This is a genomic window from Vibrio antiquarius, from assembly GCF_000024825.1.
GTDB lineage: Bacteria > Pseudomonadota > Gammaproteobacteria > Enterobacterales > Vibrionaceae > Vibrio > Vibrio diabolicus.
This window is the reverse complement of sequence record NC_013457.1, coordinates 1,246,357-1,263,357: the sequence shown is the minus strand read 5'-3', so window position 1 is coordinate 1,263,357 and position 17,001 is coordinate 1,246,357. Positions and strand designations below refer to the sequence as shown.

13 protein-coding genes are annotated in these 17,001 nt (G+C 44.8%); 7 read left to right on the top strand and 6 right to left on the bottom strand.

Translation table 11 applies throughout. The annotated features are described in order from the left end of the window. Positions 1-666: 666 nt before the first annotated feature. The 7 genes from malT (at position 667) to sstT (ending at position 9,398) form a co-directional block, all read left to right on the top strand. A complete protein-coding gene (gene malT, locus VEA_RS20515; RefSeq protein ID WP_005396763.1) occupies positions 667-3,375 on the top strand; it encodes an HTH-type transcriptional regulator MalT in 2,709 nt (902 codons plus the stop codon). A 580-nt stretch (positions 3,376-3,955) separates the two neighbouring features. Beyond that, positions 3,956-4,873: a polyprenyl-phosphate transporter gene (locus VEA_RS20510; RefSeq protein WP_041853110.1), complete on the top strand. Its 918-nt coding sequence runs from the start codon at positions 3,956-3,958 to the stop codon at positions 4,871-4,873. 250 nt (positions 4,874-5,123) lie between these two features. Next, entirely contained in the window at positions 5,124-5,549 is a 426-nt protein-coding gene (locus VEA_RS20505) for a hypothetical protein (RefSeq protein ID WP_041853109.1), read from the top strand. 9 nt (positions 5,550-5,558) lie between these two features. Then, positions 5,559-6,173, top strand: a complete 615-nt coding sequence (locus tag VEA_RS20500; protein ID WP_006740812.1) for an SCO family protein — start codon at positions 5,559-5,561, stop codon at positions 6,171-6,173. Continuing rightward, positions 6,163-6,471: a PTS sugar transporter subunit IIB gene (locus VEA_RS20495; RefSeq protein ID WP_006740813.1), complete on the top strand. Its 309-nt coding sequence runs from the start codon at positions 6,163-6,165 to the stop codon at positions 6,469-6,471. Before VEA_RS20500 ends, VEA_RS20495 begins: the two co-directional genes overlap by 11 nt. A gap of 275 nt (positions 6,472-6,746) precedes the next feature. Further along, a complete protein-coding gene (rsgA, locus tag VEA_RS20490; protein ID WP_006740814.1) occupies positions 6,747-7,823 on the top strand; it encodes a ribosome small subunit-dependent GTPase A in 1,077 nt (358 codons plus the stop codon). A gap of 357 nt (positions 7,824-8,180) precedes the next feature. After that, positions 8,181-9,398, top strand: a complete 1,218-nt coding sequence (gene sstT, locus VEA_RS20485) for a serine/threonine transporter SstT (protein WP_005396770.1) — start codon at positions 8,181-8,183, stop codon at positions 9,396-9,398. A gap of 72 nt (positions 9,399-9,470) precedes the next feature. On the opposite strand, the gene pdxY is transcribed toward sstT, so the two are convergent. The 6 genes from pdxY to VEA_RS20455 all read right to left on the bottom strand — a co-directional run bounded on the left by pdxY (position 9,471) and on the right by VEA_RS20455 (position 16,924). After that, entirely contained in the window at positions 9,471-10,340 is an 870-nt protein-coding gene (pdxY, locus tag VEA_RS20480; RefSeq protein ID WP_006740815.1) for a pyridoxal kinase PdxY, read from the bottom strand. Positions 10,341-10,441: 101 nt separating this feature from the next. Then, positions 10,442-10,630, bottom strand: coding sequence for an AbrB/MazE/SpoVT family DNA-binding domain-containing protein (locus VEA_RS20475; protein ID WP_005396772.1), 189 nt, complete (start codon positions 10,628-10,630; stop codon positions 10,442-10,444). A 147-nt stretch (positions 10,631-10,777) separates the two neighbouring features. Then, positions 10,778-12,088 (bottom strand): putrescine-ornithine antiporter, encoded by a 1,311-nt coding sequence (potE, locus tag VEA_RS20470; RefSeq protein WP_005396773.1) that lies wholly within the window; start codon positions 12,086-12,088, stop codon positions 10,778-10,780. A gap of 61 nt (positions 12,089-12,149) precedes the next feature. Then, positions 12,150-14,297, bottom strand: coding sequence for an ornithine decarboxylase SpeF (gene speF / locus VEA_RS20465; protein ID WP_006740816.1), 2,148 nt, complete (start codon positions 14,295-14,297; stop codon positions 12,150-12,152). Positions 14,298-14,740: 443 nt separating this feature from the next. Continuing rightward, positions 14,741-15,187, bottom strand: coding sequence for a helix-turn-helix domain-containing protein (locus tag VEA_RS20460; protein WP_031780583.1), 447 nt, complete (start codon positions 15,185-15,187; stop codon positions 14,741-14,743). A gap of 540 nt (positions 15,188-15,727) precedes the next feature. Beyond that, positions 15,728-16,924, bottom strand: coding sequence for a tetratricopeptide repeat protein (locus VEA_RS20455; protein WP_012842412.1), 1,197 nt, complete (start codon positions 16,922-16,924; stop codon positions 15,728-15,730). Positions 16,925-17,001 lie beyond the last annotated feature (77 nt).

Below are 17,001 nucleotides of genomic sequence, written 5' to 3'. Positions count from 1 at the left end.
CCTCCTAATTCTCATCCTTTGAAGGAGGAGGGCTGAGGGCGTAGAGGGGGTACCATTGCTAGGTTAGTGATCCAAATCTCAACAAAGTGAGCTTTGCTCCAGTTCTTAGTGATTTTGATCACAATGGAATATGAGAAAGGTTAAAACCCGTTCATGACTCTTTTTATAGCCCACTAATCTGATGATGTGAAAATTGTAATATTGGTCACATTAACTTGGTTAACATGGAAAGATTTTTCATAATCGATGTGCAACGAGATCTTAATACACTCGACACAAAAGATATTTAAGTGACAAGAATCACAAATAAAGGGCGTAGTTGATGGTAAATCCATCAACCCTTGAGAATTAGGAAGTGGATCAAAGTAACGGACATTTCTGATGTCGTAACATCCCACACGGCTCACAGGATTGTACGCTTTTTATACAAACTAGAATTAGGCGGTGTGGGTTATTTCTAGTTTTCGCTAGCTTTTATATCTAAGTGACCGTATGGAATGCTTTTTCAGACGGATGCAAGCCCCAACAAGAGGCGACATTAACTGGCATTCAAGCAGTTTTTGATGCTGATGACATCATTCAGTAAGACGAAGCTTTCGAGGGTGCCTTACTGAAATGATCACGTCGCAATCACTTGGGTATACATAAATAAGGACATAATTACTAATGTGGATTCCATCTAAGCTTACTCGACCAGGACGCCTGCACAATGCCATCGTGCGCCCACGAGTGTTGGACTTACTACAGCAAGCGCCTTACTACAAATTGGTTTTATTCCGCTCCCCAGCAGGTTACGGAAAAACCACCATGGCAGCGCAGTGGCTATCCGATAAACCAAACGTCGGTTGGTACAGCATTGATGACAGCGATAACGACGGCTTTCGCTTTGTAAATTACCTGCTTCAAGCATTAAACAAAGCCACCAACTTCAGTTGCTCTAACGCACAAAAACTGGCGGAAAAACGCCAGATCTCTTCTCTACGTTCTTTATTCAGCGAAGTGTTCGCGGAAATGGCTGATTTTCATCAAGAGTGCTATGTGGTGCTTGATGACTATCACTTGATCACCAACGATGAAATTCATGAATCCATGCGTTTCTTCTTAAAACACATGCCAGACAACCTCACCGTTGTGGTAACAAGTCGTGCAGCGCCGCCTCTGGGTACTGCAAACTTACGTGTTCGTGATTTAATGATCGAAATAGGCAACGAGATGTTGGCGTTCGATACCGAAGAAACGACTCGCTTCTTTAATCAGCGTATTGCCGATGGCATCGACGAAGACATGGCAAACAGCCTCAGAACCTATGTGGAAGGTTGGCCATCAGCGATGCAGTTGATCGCGTTGCAAGCGCAACATCAAAACCGTACATTGGCACAAACCGTAGAGTCGGTATCGCAGTTCAATCACGCGCATTTGTGGGATTATCTGGTCGAAGAAGTGTTTGACCTACTCGATCACGAAACTCGTCATTTCTTGATGCAAGTGTCCGTGCTTGACCACTTCAATGATGAGTTAGTGTTTGCCCTTACCCAACGCGAAGATGCGCTTGGTTTGATCGAATCATTAAACCGCTACGGCTTATTCATCTACCCACTCGAAGGGGAGCAAAACTGGTTCCGATTCCATAACTTATTTGGCGAGTTTTTGTCTCATGAGCGCCAAGCGCGTATTCCTCAGCAAGAAAAAGATCTTCACCGCAATGCAGCTGTTGCCTGGTTACAACAAAAAGCACCGCACCAAGCGATTCACCATGCACAAAAGTCGAACGATAAAGACTTGGTGGTAGAAATTCTAAACGAATTCGGCTGGAAGATGTTTAACCAAGGCGAGCTCAGCACACTGGAAAGCTCAATTAATAAGTTGGATGCTGAGCTTCTGTTCAGCCACCCAAAACTTACGATGCTCCGAGCTTGGTTGGCTCAAAGTCAGCATCGTTATAACCAAGTAGGCCACCTGCTTGAAGAAGCGGAAGAGGAGCATAAAAAGCGTAACATTGAGTTAGATATTCATTATCAAGGTCAAGCAAACGCGCTGCTTGCTCAAGTAGCTATCAACAGCAACCAACCAGAGAAAGCACTCGAATTAGCGGAGCTAGCACTTAGCCAACTTGATAACACAATTTACCGTAGCCGCATTGTGGCAACTTCGGTTGTTGGCGAAGTTAACCACGTGCTAGGTAAACTCGACCGCGCGTTACCGATGATGCAACAAACCGAGAAGCTGGCTCGTCAGTACCAAGTTTACCACCAAGCGTTATGGGCGATTTTACAACAAAGCGAGATTTTGATTGCGCAAGGTTACGTACAAGCCGCCTTTGAGCTGCAAGATTCCGCATTCCGCCTGATTGAAGATCAGCAACTTCAACATGTTCCTCTGCACGAGTTTTTGCTGCGTATTCGAGCGCAAGTGCTTTGGTGCTGGAACCGACTTGATGAAGCAGAAGAATGTGCCTACCGAGGTCTACAAATTCTCGAAAACCATTCGCCAAGTAAGCACTTACACAGCTACTCGATGCTGGCGCGTATTGCGGTTGGCCGTGGCGAGCTAGACAAAGCCGGTAAATTCATTGAGCACATTCAACATTTGATGAAGCAGTCGACTTACCACGTAGATTGGACAGCAAACGCTTCACTATCGTTGATCCTGTTTTGGCAAGCGCGCGGTAACACCGATGCAATGCAAGAATGGCTCAACACTGCGGTTCGTCCTGAATCGGCATGCAACCACTTTTCACAATTGCAATGGCGTAACATTGCACGCGCACACATCAACTTAGGTCAATATACCGAAGCGCGCGCAGCATTGGATTTCCTCCAAAGTGAAGCTCGTCGAACCAACCTGATCACAGATACTAATCGCAACTTAGTGGTCGAAGCGGTGTTTGCTGCTCGTCAAAAAGACGAAGAGCAAGCAAAAGCTTTGCTAAAAGAAGCGTTAGTGATGACAAACCAGACGGGGATGGTAGGTAATTTCCTCATTGATGGCGCCACCATTGGCGGGCTACTGGAGAAGTTAAGCCTCCGCCATGAGTTAGGCGATCTAGAACGTCACCGCGCTCAACAATTGATGAAGGATATTTCCTCCAATCAGCGCAGCCGCTCTATTCACTTTGATGAAGACTTCATTGAGAAGCTGGTAAACCACCCTAACGTACCGGAACTAGTTCGCACAAGCCCACTGACTCAACGTGAGTGGCAGGTGCTTGGTTTGATTTATTCTGGTTTCAGTAATGAGCAAATCGCGCAAGAGCTTGATGTGGCAGGCACCACGATTAAAACCCACATTCGCAACTTGTACCAAAAGCTCAATATCGCCAATCGTAAAGAGGCCATTGTGACAGCTGAAAATTTACTCCAGTTGATGGGGTACTGATCAGCTCAAGAAAACAGATTAAAACCTAAAGTGAAATACAAGGGGTTGGCGTGATGCGTCAGCCCTTTTTTATGAGTCTAGAACGAGGGAAGTGCAATTTGCAAAGCACGTAAGTAACGTTGTTCATATAAAAAAATAGCCAACCGCAATAATCGCGATTGGCTTATATTTAGTGTGAACAAATTGTATTCACTAACAACGTCAGTTGGCTAGGTGACCCTCGGCTTAAGAAGGGTCGAGCCGTATTATGCATTAATCATGCCAAAATGCAAAGACTTATTTTTGGGCACAGGATCTCATATAAAGTGAATTTGTCTATATAAAATATAGCAAAACGCAAATCCAATTATCAAATTGCATTTGCATAATGCAACAGGCGTAGCCATTGATAGTACAGTTAATCATCTCAATAATGTAAACCAAATATTAAGATATCGTTGTATTTGAATCACCTCATAACCTGTAACAAAAATAAGCAATTGCTTGGATATAAAACCCAGTAGCTACAGCACTATTTCATACTTTTTTCGTCGCAATGTTTGTATACTCTGTGCCATCGAAACGACTTAGCATTAGAGCAATGAACTACTTAATTACTTTCTTCAAAGGAATCGCCATGGGCGCAGCAGATGTTGTTCCTGGCGTATCAGGCGGCACCATCGCGTTTATCACCGGCATTTACGATACGCTGCTTGAGAGCATTCGACGCATTAACCCATCACTTTTCTCTATTTGGCGAAAAAAAGGGGTTAAAGCCGCCTTTAATCACATCAACGGTTTCTTCCTTATCGCTCTGTTTGCCGGTATTTTCACCAGCATTGCTACGCTAGCAAAGTTGATCACTTGGCTTCTTGACACACACCCCATCCCACTTTGGTCATTTTTCTTTGGTCTGATTTTGGTATCGGTCTATCACATTATTCGTCAGGTTGAACAACGTGATCTTATCCGCTTTGTGACTCTACTTGTTGGTGTCGGGTTTGCTTACAGCATCACCGTGCTTAAACCTTTACACATGGAACCAACGGCCATTAACACATTGTTTGCTGGTGCTATCGCGATTTGCGCGATGATCTTACCGGGCATCTCTGGCAGTTTTATCTTGTTATTGATTGGGATGTATGCGCCAGTATTAGCCGCCGTGAAAGGCTTCCAAGTCGATACATTAGCGCTGTTTTTGTCAGGTTGTGTGATTGGTTTGCTGTCCTTTTCGCATCTATTGTCGTGGTTACTACGCAAGTTCCGCGATTTCACTCTGATGTTTTTGACAGGCTTAATGATTGGTACGTTACCAAAGATTTGGCCTTGGAAAGAAACCATTACTTGGCGCACCAATTCAAAGGGTGAGCAAGTGCCCTTGCTACAGCACAACCTATCACCATTTGAATTTGAACACGTAACATCACAACCTTCTCAGTTAGTGCTTGCCGTTGTGATGATGCTTGCTGCCATTGCGCTGGTTTTGAGTCTCGAAAAATTTGCAGATTCAGACAAGTAACTGCGGTATCAAATCAATACGGAATCAACAAACAAGAACGGAGCCAATTGGCTCCGTTTTTGTTTATTGGCTAAGAGAAAATCATCGCAATTGAAAATCTTTAGGGCTTGATTCAACAACCCCTACACCGCGCGGTTATTTTGATCTCTGGCATCGAGGCACAACGCACAATTTATCTAGGCCACGAGTTGGCGAATGACGCTTCTGTGCTACGATGCAGGTAATGTTAAGTGATAAATGCTGAACCTTAATGAAAGTGTTACAAATCGCCGCTGTTTCAGCCGCACTGGTTGCGGGATTTTATGCCCCGACTTTACTAAAAAGCTTTTCTTCATCCACTCCGATCAAACCGATAGATGAGTATTGCTTTCTCTCTACTGCCTCGTGCGTTCAAGAGAATGTTACGATGACGCTCAACGCAGATACTGCTCAACCCTTGGTCCCTACTACTCTGAATGTTGAGTGGTACACAAGCGATGCTGAGCAACTCGTCCTAAGCCTTTCAGGAAGAGAAATGGAGATGGGAGAACCCAAGTTTTTACTGAAGCAAGTCGCTCCCGGTCAATATCAAGGTGACATCATCCTGCCGGTTTGCACTCAAGACGCCATGACCTGGGTTGGTGAACTCAGTGATGGAGAGAATACCGTTTACCCTGCTATAAAAATGCAAAGATAAGGAATCGTTATGAGCCGCAATTGGTCCCTATTTCTCGTAGTTGCTTTCGCCCTCGGGTTTGGCGTAAAAAGCTATTTAGATAATCAGAAAACGAAGCCAGAGCAAGTGGATAGTTCCACCTCTCAACAAACGGTATTGTTTGGGGAAAATAACCAAGCCGTCAATATCTTCGATGTGAATGACCCTCGCATTCGAGTCGTCTATTTTGGTTTTACTCGCTGCCCAGATGTTTGCCCAACTTCGCTTGCTATGCTGGCAGGAGCCCTAAATCAGATCGATGAAGCGCAAAAAGCGCAACTGCGCCCAATGTTCATTTCTTTAGATCCAGAGCGTGATGAGGCCGATGCCTCGGCGAAATATGCCCATTACTTCCATCCAATGATTGAAGGCCTATCGGCACCGCTTGATGTAACCACACCTTTGGCACACAACTATGGTGTTATTTTCCGCAAAACCGAATTGGAAGGCTCGGAGCTCAAATACACGCTTGATCACAGCTCTTACTTTTACTTCTTGAAGCCGGATGGCACGTTAATCACCAAGGTACCGCATACACTCTCGCCGGCACCGATTGTTGAAGCCATTTCAAAACTGACGACTGAAGGCTCCTCAAATGACAGTTAAGTCAGTGCTGAAACAGTTTTTCAGTTTCCTAACTCAAACCAACCCCAATGTCGAACAAGACGTCGATACGATCATTGACGCCATTGGGGGGATAGAAAACCTGCTAGAAACTGGAGCATGCGCGACTCGGCTACGTCTTACCCTCAGAACGACGTCCATCATAGATAAAAATGCACTCAAAAATCATGGCGCACATGGCGTCGTGATACTGGATGAGCGTCATGTCCAAATCATATACGGCTTAAAAGCCAACACGTATTCGCAGGTAATGGAAGAGCGCATCAACAAACAAAGCTAATATTTTCGCAGTATAGCTACCCTCTAAGAAAAAGGGCGGCTATACTCTCTTGGCTTAATTAATTCACTTACTTATTAACCAACGAAGAGGACACATGATGATTGTATTGAATAACACTAACTGGGCATCGCAAGGGTAACCCTAACCGCACCTATTACGTGGCATAGCCACAACTCCCCTTCTCTGCCCGGTCTTCACCGGGGTCAACTCTATCCGAATTAGACCCTAATGCGATTTGTATTAAGGCGCTTTTTTGCGTCTGGGATAATTCAACAATGAATCAAACACATACTTTTTGTGACACATTAATTTCAACTTCAAACCCACTAAAACGATTGGGTTGGAAACCATTTTTTCAGCAACAACTGACACTAGACGATTACGACGACACTATCTTTGCACGTGTGATTGCGCATCACCGAAGTGGTTACCTATTGGCGACAGAAACGGGGCAAGTCCACCTCAATGCCCACCACGCTCTACCCAATATGACCGTCGGAGACTGGGTTATCTTAAATGACGATCAGCAATTTGTTCGCTTACTGGATCGCTTGAGCCTCTTTAGCCGCAAAGCAGCAGGCAGCAAAGTGGCAGAGCAGCTCATCGCCGCAAATGTGGATACCGTTTTTATCGTCTGTTCCCTTAACGACGACTTCAATTTAAGTCGTATTGAACGCTATCTCGCCTTGGCTCATGAAGCCGAAGTCGAACCCGTCATCGTCCTTTCCAAAGCCGATTTGTGTGACAACATTGATGAACTAAAAAGCCAAGTACAGAAGCTCGACCCTCTATTAGTCATAGAGACAGTCAACGGCTTAGAAACAGAGAGTGCTTCTAAACTCATGAGCTGGTGCGAAGAAGGACAAACCGTCGCTTTTATCGGTTCTTCAGGCGTTGGCAAATCAACTCTTGTGAATGCATTACTCGGGCAGCAAGAACAGGCGACTGGGCATATTCGTGAAGACGATAGCAAAGGGCGACATACAACCACATCGCGCTCTATCCATCTATTACCTGATGGCGGCATCTTGATTGATACTCCGGGAATGCGCGAGCTTCAACTAGCAGACTGCGAACTGGGCGTCAGTGAGGCATTTTCTGACATTGAGGGTCTCGCTCAACGTTGTCGCTTTGGTGATTGCCAGCATCAAACTGAGCCGGGTTGTGCAGTTCAAGCTGCGATTGAAAATGGCACACTGGAGGTTCGTCGTTTCAATAACTATCAAAAACTATTGCGAGAACAAGCCTTTAACGGCGCGACTTTGGCAGAGCAACGAGCTCAAAGTCGACAGTTCGGGAAACTCACTCGAAATGCCATGAGTGATAAGCGCAGGCGCCAACAAAGTTACTGATTTGTTACGTTTGAGTTGTCAATAAAATCAAAGGAGACGAAAGTCTCCTTTTTAACAACTTTATTAAAAACCATTACTCATAAATAATGATAATTTTCAACATAAAAATCCTATTTAAATAACATTGAGCAAACATTTAATCCAAAAACAAACTAAAACTAGACACAAAATATTACCAAGCTAAGATATGTGATATTCAGCAAGAAAATGGCTGAATTTATAAAAACAGGATAATTGATAATCATGTGTCTTAGTGACCAGAAGCAATGCTCACCCCTTGCAATACAAGGGCATTATCGCCGTGTAATGATGGACTATTGCCCTGCTCGCTCTGGCATAAAATTGCAGGAATGATGTATGCAACACAACAGCCTCGTTGCCCGATTTGCTCGTGGTAACCTCGTCGTCCAGATCCTTGTCGGTATTGTCTTTGGTATTTTGCTCGCCACAATTTCCCCAAGCCATGCCGAAAGTGCAGGATTAATTGGTAGCCTTTTTGTTGGTGCTCTTAAAGCGATCGCGCCAATCCTTGTGTTTATTTTGGTTGCCGCTTCAATTGCGAACCAAAAGAAAAACCAGCACACGTACATGCGTCCAATCGTTGTACTGTACCTGATGGGTACGTTCTTCGCGGCGCTATCAGCAGTGGTTCTAAGCTTCCTTTTCCCGACCAATTTAACGCTTGTCACCGGCGCTGAAGGTGCAACGCCGCCTCAAGGTATTGCTGAAATTCTACGCACACTGTTGTTTAAACTGGTCGACAACCCAGTAAATGCACTAGTAGAAGCAAACTACATTGGCATTCTTGCTTGGGGTGTGGGTCTGGGTCTTGCGCTACACCACGCATCTGCAACAACGAAAGCCGTGTTTGAAGATCTCAGCCACAGCGTGTCTCACATTGTTCGCTTTATCATTCGTCTTGCACCATTTGGTATCTTTGGTCTGGTTGCTTCAACGTTCGCAACAACAGGCTTTAGCGCACTAGCAAGCTACGCACACCTTCTGGCGGTTCTTCTTGGCGCTATGATGATCATCGCACTCGTTGTAAACCCGGCGATCGTGTTCGTTAAAACTAAGCAAAACCCTTACCCACTTGTATTCCGTTGCCTACGTGAAAGTGGTGTAACCGCGTTCTTCACTCGTTCAAGTGCGGCGAATATCCCAGTAAACATGGCACTATGTGAGAAGCTAAAACTGGACGAAGATACATACTCAGTATCTATCCCACTAGGTGCGACCATTAACATGGCTGGTGCTGCAATCACTATCACAACGCTAACGCTTGCAGCTGTGCACACTATGGGTATTGAAGTTGATCTACTGACTGCGCTACTGCTAAGTATTGTGGCTGCGGTTTCTGCATGTGGCGCATCAGGTGTTGCAGGTGGCTCGCTACTACTTATCCCACTTGCGTGTGGTCTGTTTGGTATCTCAAACGACGTAGCAATGCAGGTTGTAGCGGTTGGCTTCATCATCGGCGTGATTCAAGACTCTGCTGAAACTGCACTAAACAGTTCAACAGACGTTGTCTTCACAGCAGCAGTTTGTAAATCAGAACAGCAAAAAGCTCAGTAAGACTGACAGAATAAATAGAAAGGGGAGCCGATGATGGCTCCCCTTTTTTATATACTAATTATTTGCGCTCAATTACGCGGTGGCCAGAGCCACCTCTTCAATTGAGAAATGCTTACTTGGCTCAACAAACTCTTGCTGTGCCGCGATAGTTTGCAGCTCCCACTCCCCTGCATGGTAAGTGGCGCTTAATACCCCATAACACGCGTCATGGCAGTGTTGGAAAGCTTGTTTAGGAGACCAACCCTTCAATAATCCAGCGGTGAAGATAGCCGAAATAAGGTCGCCTACACCCACAGGTTGTTTGACAAACTCAAACTGAGGGCGCTTCGCTAAGTAAATGCCTTCTTGCGTTGCCAGTAACATGTTGAAGCTGCCATTCTCTAGGCAGTAAAGGTGCTTCACTAGCACTATTTTTGGACCTTTCGCTAGTGCACGTTGGCATGCCGTGATCGCATCGTCTAACGAGTGGATTTCCATCTCTGCAAATTGGCTTAGCTCGAACTGGTTAGGCACGATCACATCTGCCATTGGCATCAGACGGTTTAACAAGTTTTCTGCAATACCCGGCGCCACAATACAGCCTTTGTCTGGCGCGCCCATCACAGGGTCGCAAACATACAGTGCCTTCGGGTTCGCTTGCTTCACCTTCGTCACGGTTTCTTCGACAGCAAGGCACTGCTCTGCGCTGCCTTGGTAGCCCGTCAACACCGCTTGGCACTTTTCCAATGCACCGATGTTACTAAGACCACGCACTAACTCGCTGATGTCTTCAGCCGCAAACGCTCGCCCAGTCCAACCTTCTTGATACTGCGTGTGGTTAGAAAATTGAACGGTATGAATCGGCCATACTTCGAAGCCCATGCGTTGCATTGGGAAAACGGCACTGCTGTTACCAGCATGACCAAAAGAAACATGAGATTGTATAGAGAGGATACCTTGCATAGTACCTTACCTCTTATTGTTGTTATCGATAGTTCAAAGACAGCGGCAAGCGCCAGTTTTGCGAAACCAGTAGTGTATCCGACAAACCAAGATTCTCTAACTCAATTCTCGTTAACTTCTTCAGAGTAAGTTGGAGCGCTGGTTTTCAACACCATCTTCTTGATTTCCATTTTGTCTTTATTCAGTGCGATTTCTAGGGTATCTCCTTCCCTTATCCCGAGTTGAGTCAGGATTACGCTTGGAATGACTACGGCAGTATCGTCACCGATTTTAACAGGTTGACTTATCATCTTTCGTCCTCCAAATGTCGAAAATGAGTTTTCACATCATTGGATATTTATTCCCCAGAGCCTTGTTCTGACTTGGGCTTGGCATAAGCGCCTAAAAACAAAGAGCCTTCCACACCGCGTTTGGGAAGGCTCTTTCATTATTATTTTTTAATTTGCTAAAGGCTCATGCTTGGCAGCAATCAGACCGTAAGCACTCCAGCCTAGGAAGGTGACGATTGAGCCCCACATCATCGCTTCGTAGCCAGAACCATATAGCGCGTAGAAGCTGTATAGAGAACCAATCAGAGCGATAATGTTGGTGGTTTTCATCTCGCGCTCTGGCACGTGCGCCACTTGCTGCATGATGAAAATTGCGCCCATACATAGGATGTAAGGAATAACGTTCGTTACTACCGCTAGGTTAACCAGCGCTTCGAACTGCTCGTTCAGCGTTGGAGAAATAGTCATTAAAGACAGCACCGATTGGATAACCGTAATGGCCACCATACCTTTGATTGGCGTACCACGTTTGTCCACTTGAGAGAACAATTTAGGGAAGAAGCCCGCATCAGAAGATGATTTGAACACTGACGCGATAGTGAACTGCCAACCTAATAGAGAACCCGCACAAGCCAATACCGCCATACCAGCAACCGCTTTACCTGCTGCTGAGCCAAGCATCACAGACCATACGGTTGAGAATGGTGCGGTAGAAGCGGCAAGCTCAGAGTTTGCAACGATACCAGAACAGATGTTTGTCGATACAATGTAAACCACCGCAGCAATCAACGTACCGCCCAATACTGCGATTGGTACGTTCTTCTCTGGGTTTTCTACTGCTTCAGAGTTCGCACAAGCCGATTCAAGACCAAGAAACGCCCATAGTGTCATGGCAATAGAAGCACTCACAGCTTCACCAAATGGTAGGTGGTGTGGGTTCCAAGCTTCTATGTACATGGTTGGGTTAAACCAGAACCAACCAACAATACCTAGCGAACATACCGGTAGGATCACACCCCATACCGTGAAGGTACCGATTTGACCTGTGATTTTCGCACCACCGAAGTTAGCGAAAGTACAAATCCAAAGAATGGCGATGGTGTACAAACAGGTTTCGACCGGAGATAGGGTCACTTCAAAAAATGCGGAGCCGTAACCCACACAGGTAATCGCGATCGCAATATTCGCAATAAGGAGCGACAAACCGTAAGTCCAGCCCGCCATAAACGCACCCGATTTACCGAATGCGTAAGACGCGTAACCGTTCATACCGCCGTCACGTTTACTAAAGCGACCACATTTTGCAAACACATAAGCCAACGCCAAAGAGCCCGCTGCCGTGATCAGCCAAGATAACACAGAAATGGTGCCCACTTGCGCCAGTTTACTTGGCAGCATGATAATACCGGAGCCAGCCATGTTGATGAACGTCAGAATGGTTAACTGCACCACCGACATTTTTTTAGTTTCAGTACTCATAAATTATTCTCCACGAATAAGCGGTTCGCACCGACGCCGGAGCGTGGTGCGAACGGGTAGATTAATCTTTTAGGACATAGCAATGTGCGGTAGTGCGACCGTCGACATCTTCAAGGTACACACCTTGAATTTCTGGCGCGAAGCCTGGGAATCGGTTGATGCCTTCTTCTAGAGATAAGAAGTAATCCACCACCTGTTGGGTCCAGATTTCACCAGTGATCACACAGATAATGCCTGGAGGGTAAGGCAGCGCACCTTCGGCGGCTACGCGGCCGACGGCCTCTTTAAGTGGTAGGTAATCGCATTCACCGCGGAAGTATTTGCGTGTTGCCACGTCTGGTTTGTGAACCATTTGTGGGAAGTATTCACTGCGGAACATCGCTTTTTGTAGCTGTTTCACGTTCAGCTCTTTGTACATGTCATGCATTTCCTGACATAGCTGACGGATGGTGTAACCACGGTAGCGCTCTTTGTTCGCTTCGTAGACGCCTGGTAGCACGATACTGAGAGGTGCATCATCACGAATGAATTTTTCAAATCGGTTGATTTGCGCGACAAGGTGACGGATCTTACCCATATCTTCAGCAGGAGTGAGTAGGAACAAGATGGAGTTCAAGTCACACTTCTCAGGGATGATGCCGTTTTCTCGAAGGAAGTTCGCCAATAGCGTTGCCGGAATACCGAAATCTGCGTAGCTGCCGTCTTCTGCAATACCTGCCGTGGTTAGCAACAATTTACATGGGTCAACAAAGTATTGACCTTCGCCATAACCTTCAAACTTGTGCCAGTTTGCATCTGGCTCGAACATGAAGAACTTCTTGTTGGTCGCGATCACATCAGTGTCGTAACTGCCCCAAGGTTGACCTTCAATTTCATTTGGAATGAACGGACGAATTAACTCACAACTTTTGAGAATTTCTTTACGCGCTTCGATACCGGTCTTAACCGCGTCGCTCCATAAACGTAAGCCTGCTTCACCATCGTGGATCTTCGCGTTCACATCCAATGCAGCAAACAACGCATAGAAAGGAGATGTCGATGCGTGCATCATAAACGCGTTGTTAAAGCGTTTGTGATTGCAGTAACGAGCTTGGCCTTTGATATGGCGGTCTTTTTTGTGGATTTGCGACGTTTGAGAGAAGCCAGCTTGTTGCTTGTGAACAGACTGAGTCACGATCACACCCGCATCTTCTGGTTTCAGATCCAGTAGCAGTGGCGAACAGTCTTTCATCATAGGGATGAACTGCTCATAGCCTACCCATGCCGAGTCAAACAAGATGTAGTCACAAAGGTGGCCAATCTTATCCATGACGTAACGAGCGTTATAAATTGTACCGTCGTAAGTACCCAACTGGATGATGGCCAGACGGAACGGACGTTCATCTCGTGCACGCTCTGGAGATACTTTCGCGATTTGAGCACGAATATACTCTTCATCGAAACAGTGCTCATCCATACCACCAATGAAGCCCCAAGGGTTACGCGCCGTTTCTAGATAAACTGGCATACCACCCGCTTGGATTAACGCGCCGTGGTGATTCGACTTGTGGTTATTGCGGTCGAACAATACCAAATCGCCTTCAGTTACTAGCGCGTTACACACAACTTTGTTTGAAGCAGAAGTACCGTTGAGTACGAAGTAAGTTTTGTCAGCGTTAAATACTTTTGCAGCGTGTGCTTGCGCTTGGTGTGCAGAACCTTCGTGGATCAGTAAGTCACCTAAGTCCACGTCCGCGTTACACAAGTCGCTACGGAATAGGTTTTCGCCAAAGAAATCGTAGAATTGTTTACCAGCAGGGTGTTTTTTGAAGAACTGACCACCTTGGTGCCCTGGACAGTCAAACGCCGAGTTACCCATCTCAACGTAGTGCGTTAATTGCTTGAAGAAAGGAGGGAGCAGACGACACTCATATTTAGTCACGGCTTCATTAATTTGACGGCAGTAGTAATCGATAGATTGTCTTTCTAAATCAATAACCCCCGTTAACCAAACGTAATCTTCTGCCGAAACTGGAGTTTCATCGGTCACTAAGAAAACAGGGATTCCGTACCCTGTTTCCGAAATCATTCTGTGCAGACCCGCTTTAATGTCTGTTGACGTAATAATAGCTGCACCAACGTCGGTTAATTCAACTTGTTCTAAAGGCAGTAAGTGACGATTAAATTGTTCATCTAAAGATTCAGCTAATAAGCTAAAGTCTTCAGGCATGTAATTACTAACACCTATAATTAAACGTTTCATTTGAAATATCTCTTTTTTTGTTCTTTAAAAATGACAAGGACAGATATTACAAACGAAATATTTATTTAAAATTCAAATTACAAATTTCGTGATTAAATTTTCATATTTAAAAGACTTATTTTATCGAATTAAAATTTAGAGACTTTCATCACTTTCCAATTTCTATCTCAATGATATTGAAACGCACCTAAAAGGAAAGATCCTTCAATAATTATGTGACAACGCCCATTATTAAAAAGAAGGTTATTATAATAAAATAAAGTTTTGAGATTTACATCACTATATAATAAGTTAAATTATATTATTGCAGTTTAAAACACCCCGCTTTTAACCAAATTTAAACACATAATAAAAGAGCCATCAACACATGTATTGATGGCTCTTTACTTTGGATATAAAGAAAAAACAACTTAATTGAATAAATGACTATCTAGCTTGACTCCACCATTCGACCATTGCTGATAACGCTTTACAGACATGCCTGACGAGTACATGGTATGTTTACAATCCATACACTCAACAAAATACAACCCACTCATTCCTGCCATAACGTGCAGCCTTCGGCTATCGCAGCGCTTGCAGGACAGGCGCTTTACTTTGGTGTTGACGTCAATACGCCGAGCAAAGTTTAACGTTTCGTGAGAGCATAAAGCGTCAACAGCACTATCTTTAAAAGGATGCTCACTAAGTAAATAATTAATGGCGTAATCGTACACCGGGGGGATTGAAGATTTTCCACTTTCAATATTACTTATCTTAGCAACGGAAACGCCTAATAAAGAAGCGAACTCAGCCTTACTGTACTCTAAGATAAATCTTGAAGAGATGAATTTATCTGCACTAATGATTCTCAACATACACAAATCTCTAATAGAAATAAAAACAGAGCAAACTAATTCGCTCCATTTCTGCTGAAACATGTAATGAAAAAGTTACTTCCTAGTGTAATTCTGCATATTATCTATGCTATTTTATTTTGTACGTCATCTTGCGCCTAATTAATTATAAAATCAATAATCCATGCCTAAATATAAAAACACAATTTAAGATTTATAATACAATTTTTAATTTACATTATTAGATAAAGTAATGAATACTATTCACCTATTACTCTGGGCATCAAGTATTGCTCTTCAATCATTATTACTATCAATTGAAGAGACTTGATTTGAGCCCAACAGGAGAAGTAGATAAAGAGGGAAATCCCTCTATTTGAAGATAAACATATCCCATCTTAGCGAAGCACTAAAAATGTGTTGAAAAATCGAATAAATAGTATGCAGCCCAGTAAATGAATCGCTTAGATAAGTTTACAGTCTGTAATTGTGATCGACAGAGATACTGAGACAGAAAGGCAAAAGAAAAGCCTCAATTATGAGGCTTATGGATAAGATAAATTATGGTTGAAGGAAATTCTGCGTGAAATCGAGCGCCTCTTTAGAGAGCTTTTTTTCGGTAGACGATGTGGTTGTCTGCCCTTCCGTCGTTGCTGTGGTCATGTCTGGCTGGAAGTTCGGCGCCGATGCTTCATCCCATGCGTTAGCATCGTCTTTATTTTCGTCACTCAGCACCGCGTTAAGCTCCTCCTCTGCAGGAAAATACGCTTCGCGTTTGTACACCTTGTTCAGCGCACGAATAATGGAATGCTTTCTCACCATCCCTGACGCAAGCTTTCTTTGCAACGGTTTCGCTATGGATTGCAATCCAACGACGACATCAACACCAATATTGGTTGCCACTTCGTCACGCAACGTACGCGCTGGCTGATACCCCATATTGGCAGCAAGAAACAACCAAACATAAGCAATCGCATTGCCTGTTTTACCTTTGTCCTTCCACGCTTCGCCAGCATGATACATCGCCTCGGCGCTGCCACCTTCTGCGGCTCTTTCAAGCCAATAGCAGCCTTTGACCATGCTTTTTTCTGTACCAACACCATTTAGGTAACATAAGCCAACTTGGATTTTTCCGTCCGCACTGTCTTTTTCAGCCGCTTTCATAAACCAATAAAGCGCATCTGCACTGCGTCCTGCACTATTGTCTGGTGAAAGTTGCCATTCACCCATGTAAAGCATGGCATCAATGCAGCCTTCTTCGGCTGCAGTTTCAATCAGTTGGTTACCTTTGGGAATATTTTTTTCCGTTCCGCGGCCAAAAACCAACGCTTTGCCTGTCGCAAATTTCGCTTCGGTATCCCCTTCCATTCCGGCAATGGCGGTACGCCAAAAGTTTGCCTGCTCTTTTAAAATCACATCTTCACGCATGCGCTCACTCAAGCGAACAATACCGTACATTCCCGTCACATTGTCCAACTTAGCGGCTTTATCATACCAATACAGCGCTTGACGAATGTTGTCCTTCTCGGCTTCTTTCGCTAGAAATAAAATGGTGGGGATATGTCCGGTTTCTGCTTTGAACTCACGCTCTTTACGCTCTTGCTCTCGCGCTTTTTGCATCGCCTTTCGATAAGAGGCTTCGCGAGCTTTCCTCTCTGCCTCGAGTCTCTGTTTCCGCATCGACAACGAGATCATCCACACAAATATCAGGACGAGTGAAAGGCCAGTTGCCGCAATGGCAATGCCCATACTACTCATAAATAGCCTCTTTTGGTTTCAGGGCCCAATTCATCTCCCTCTCAGGGAAATCTTAAGATTACGCGTCGACATAACGC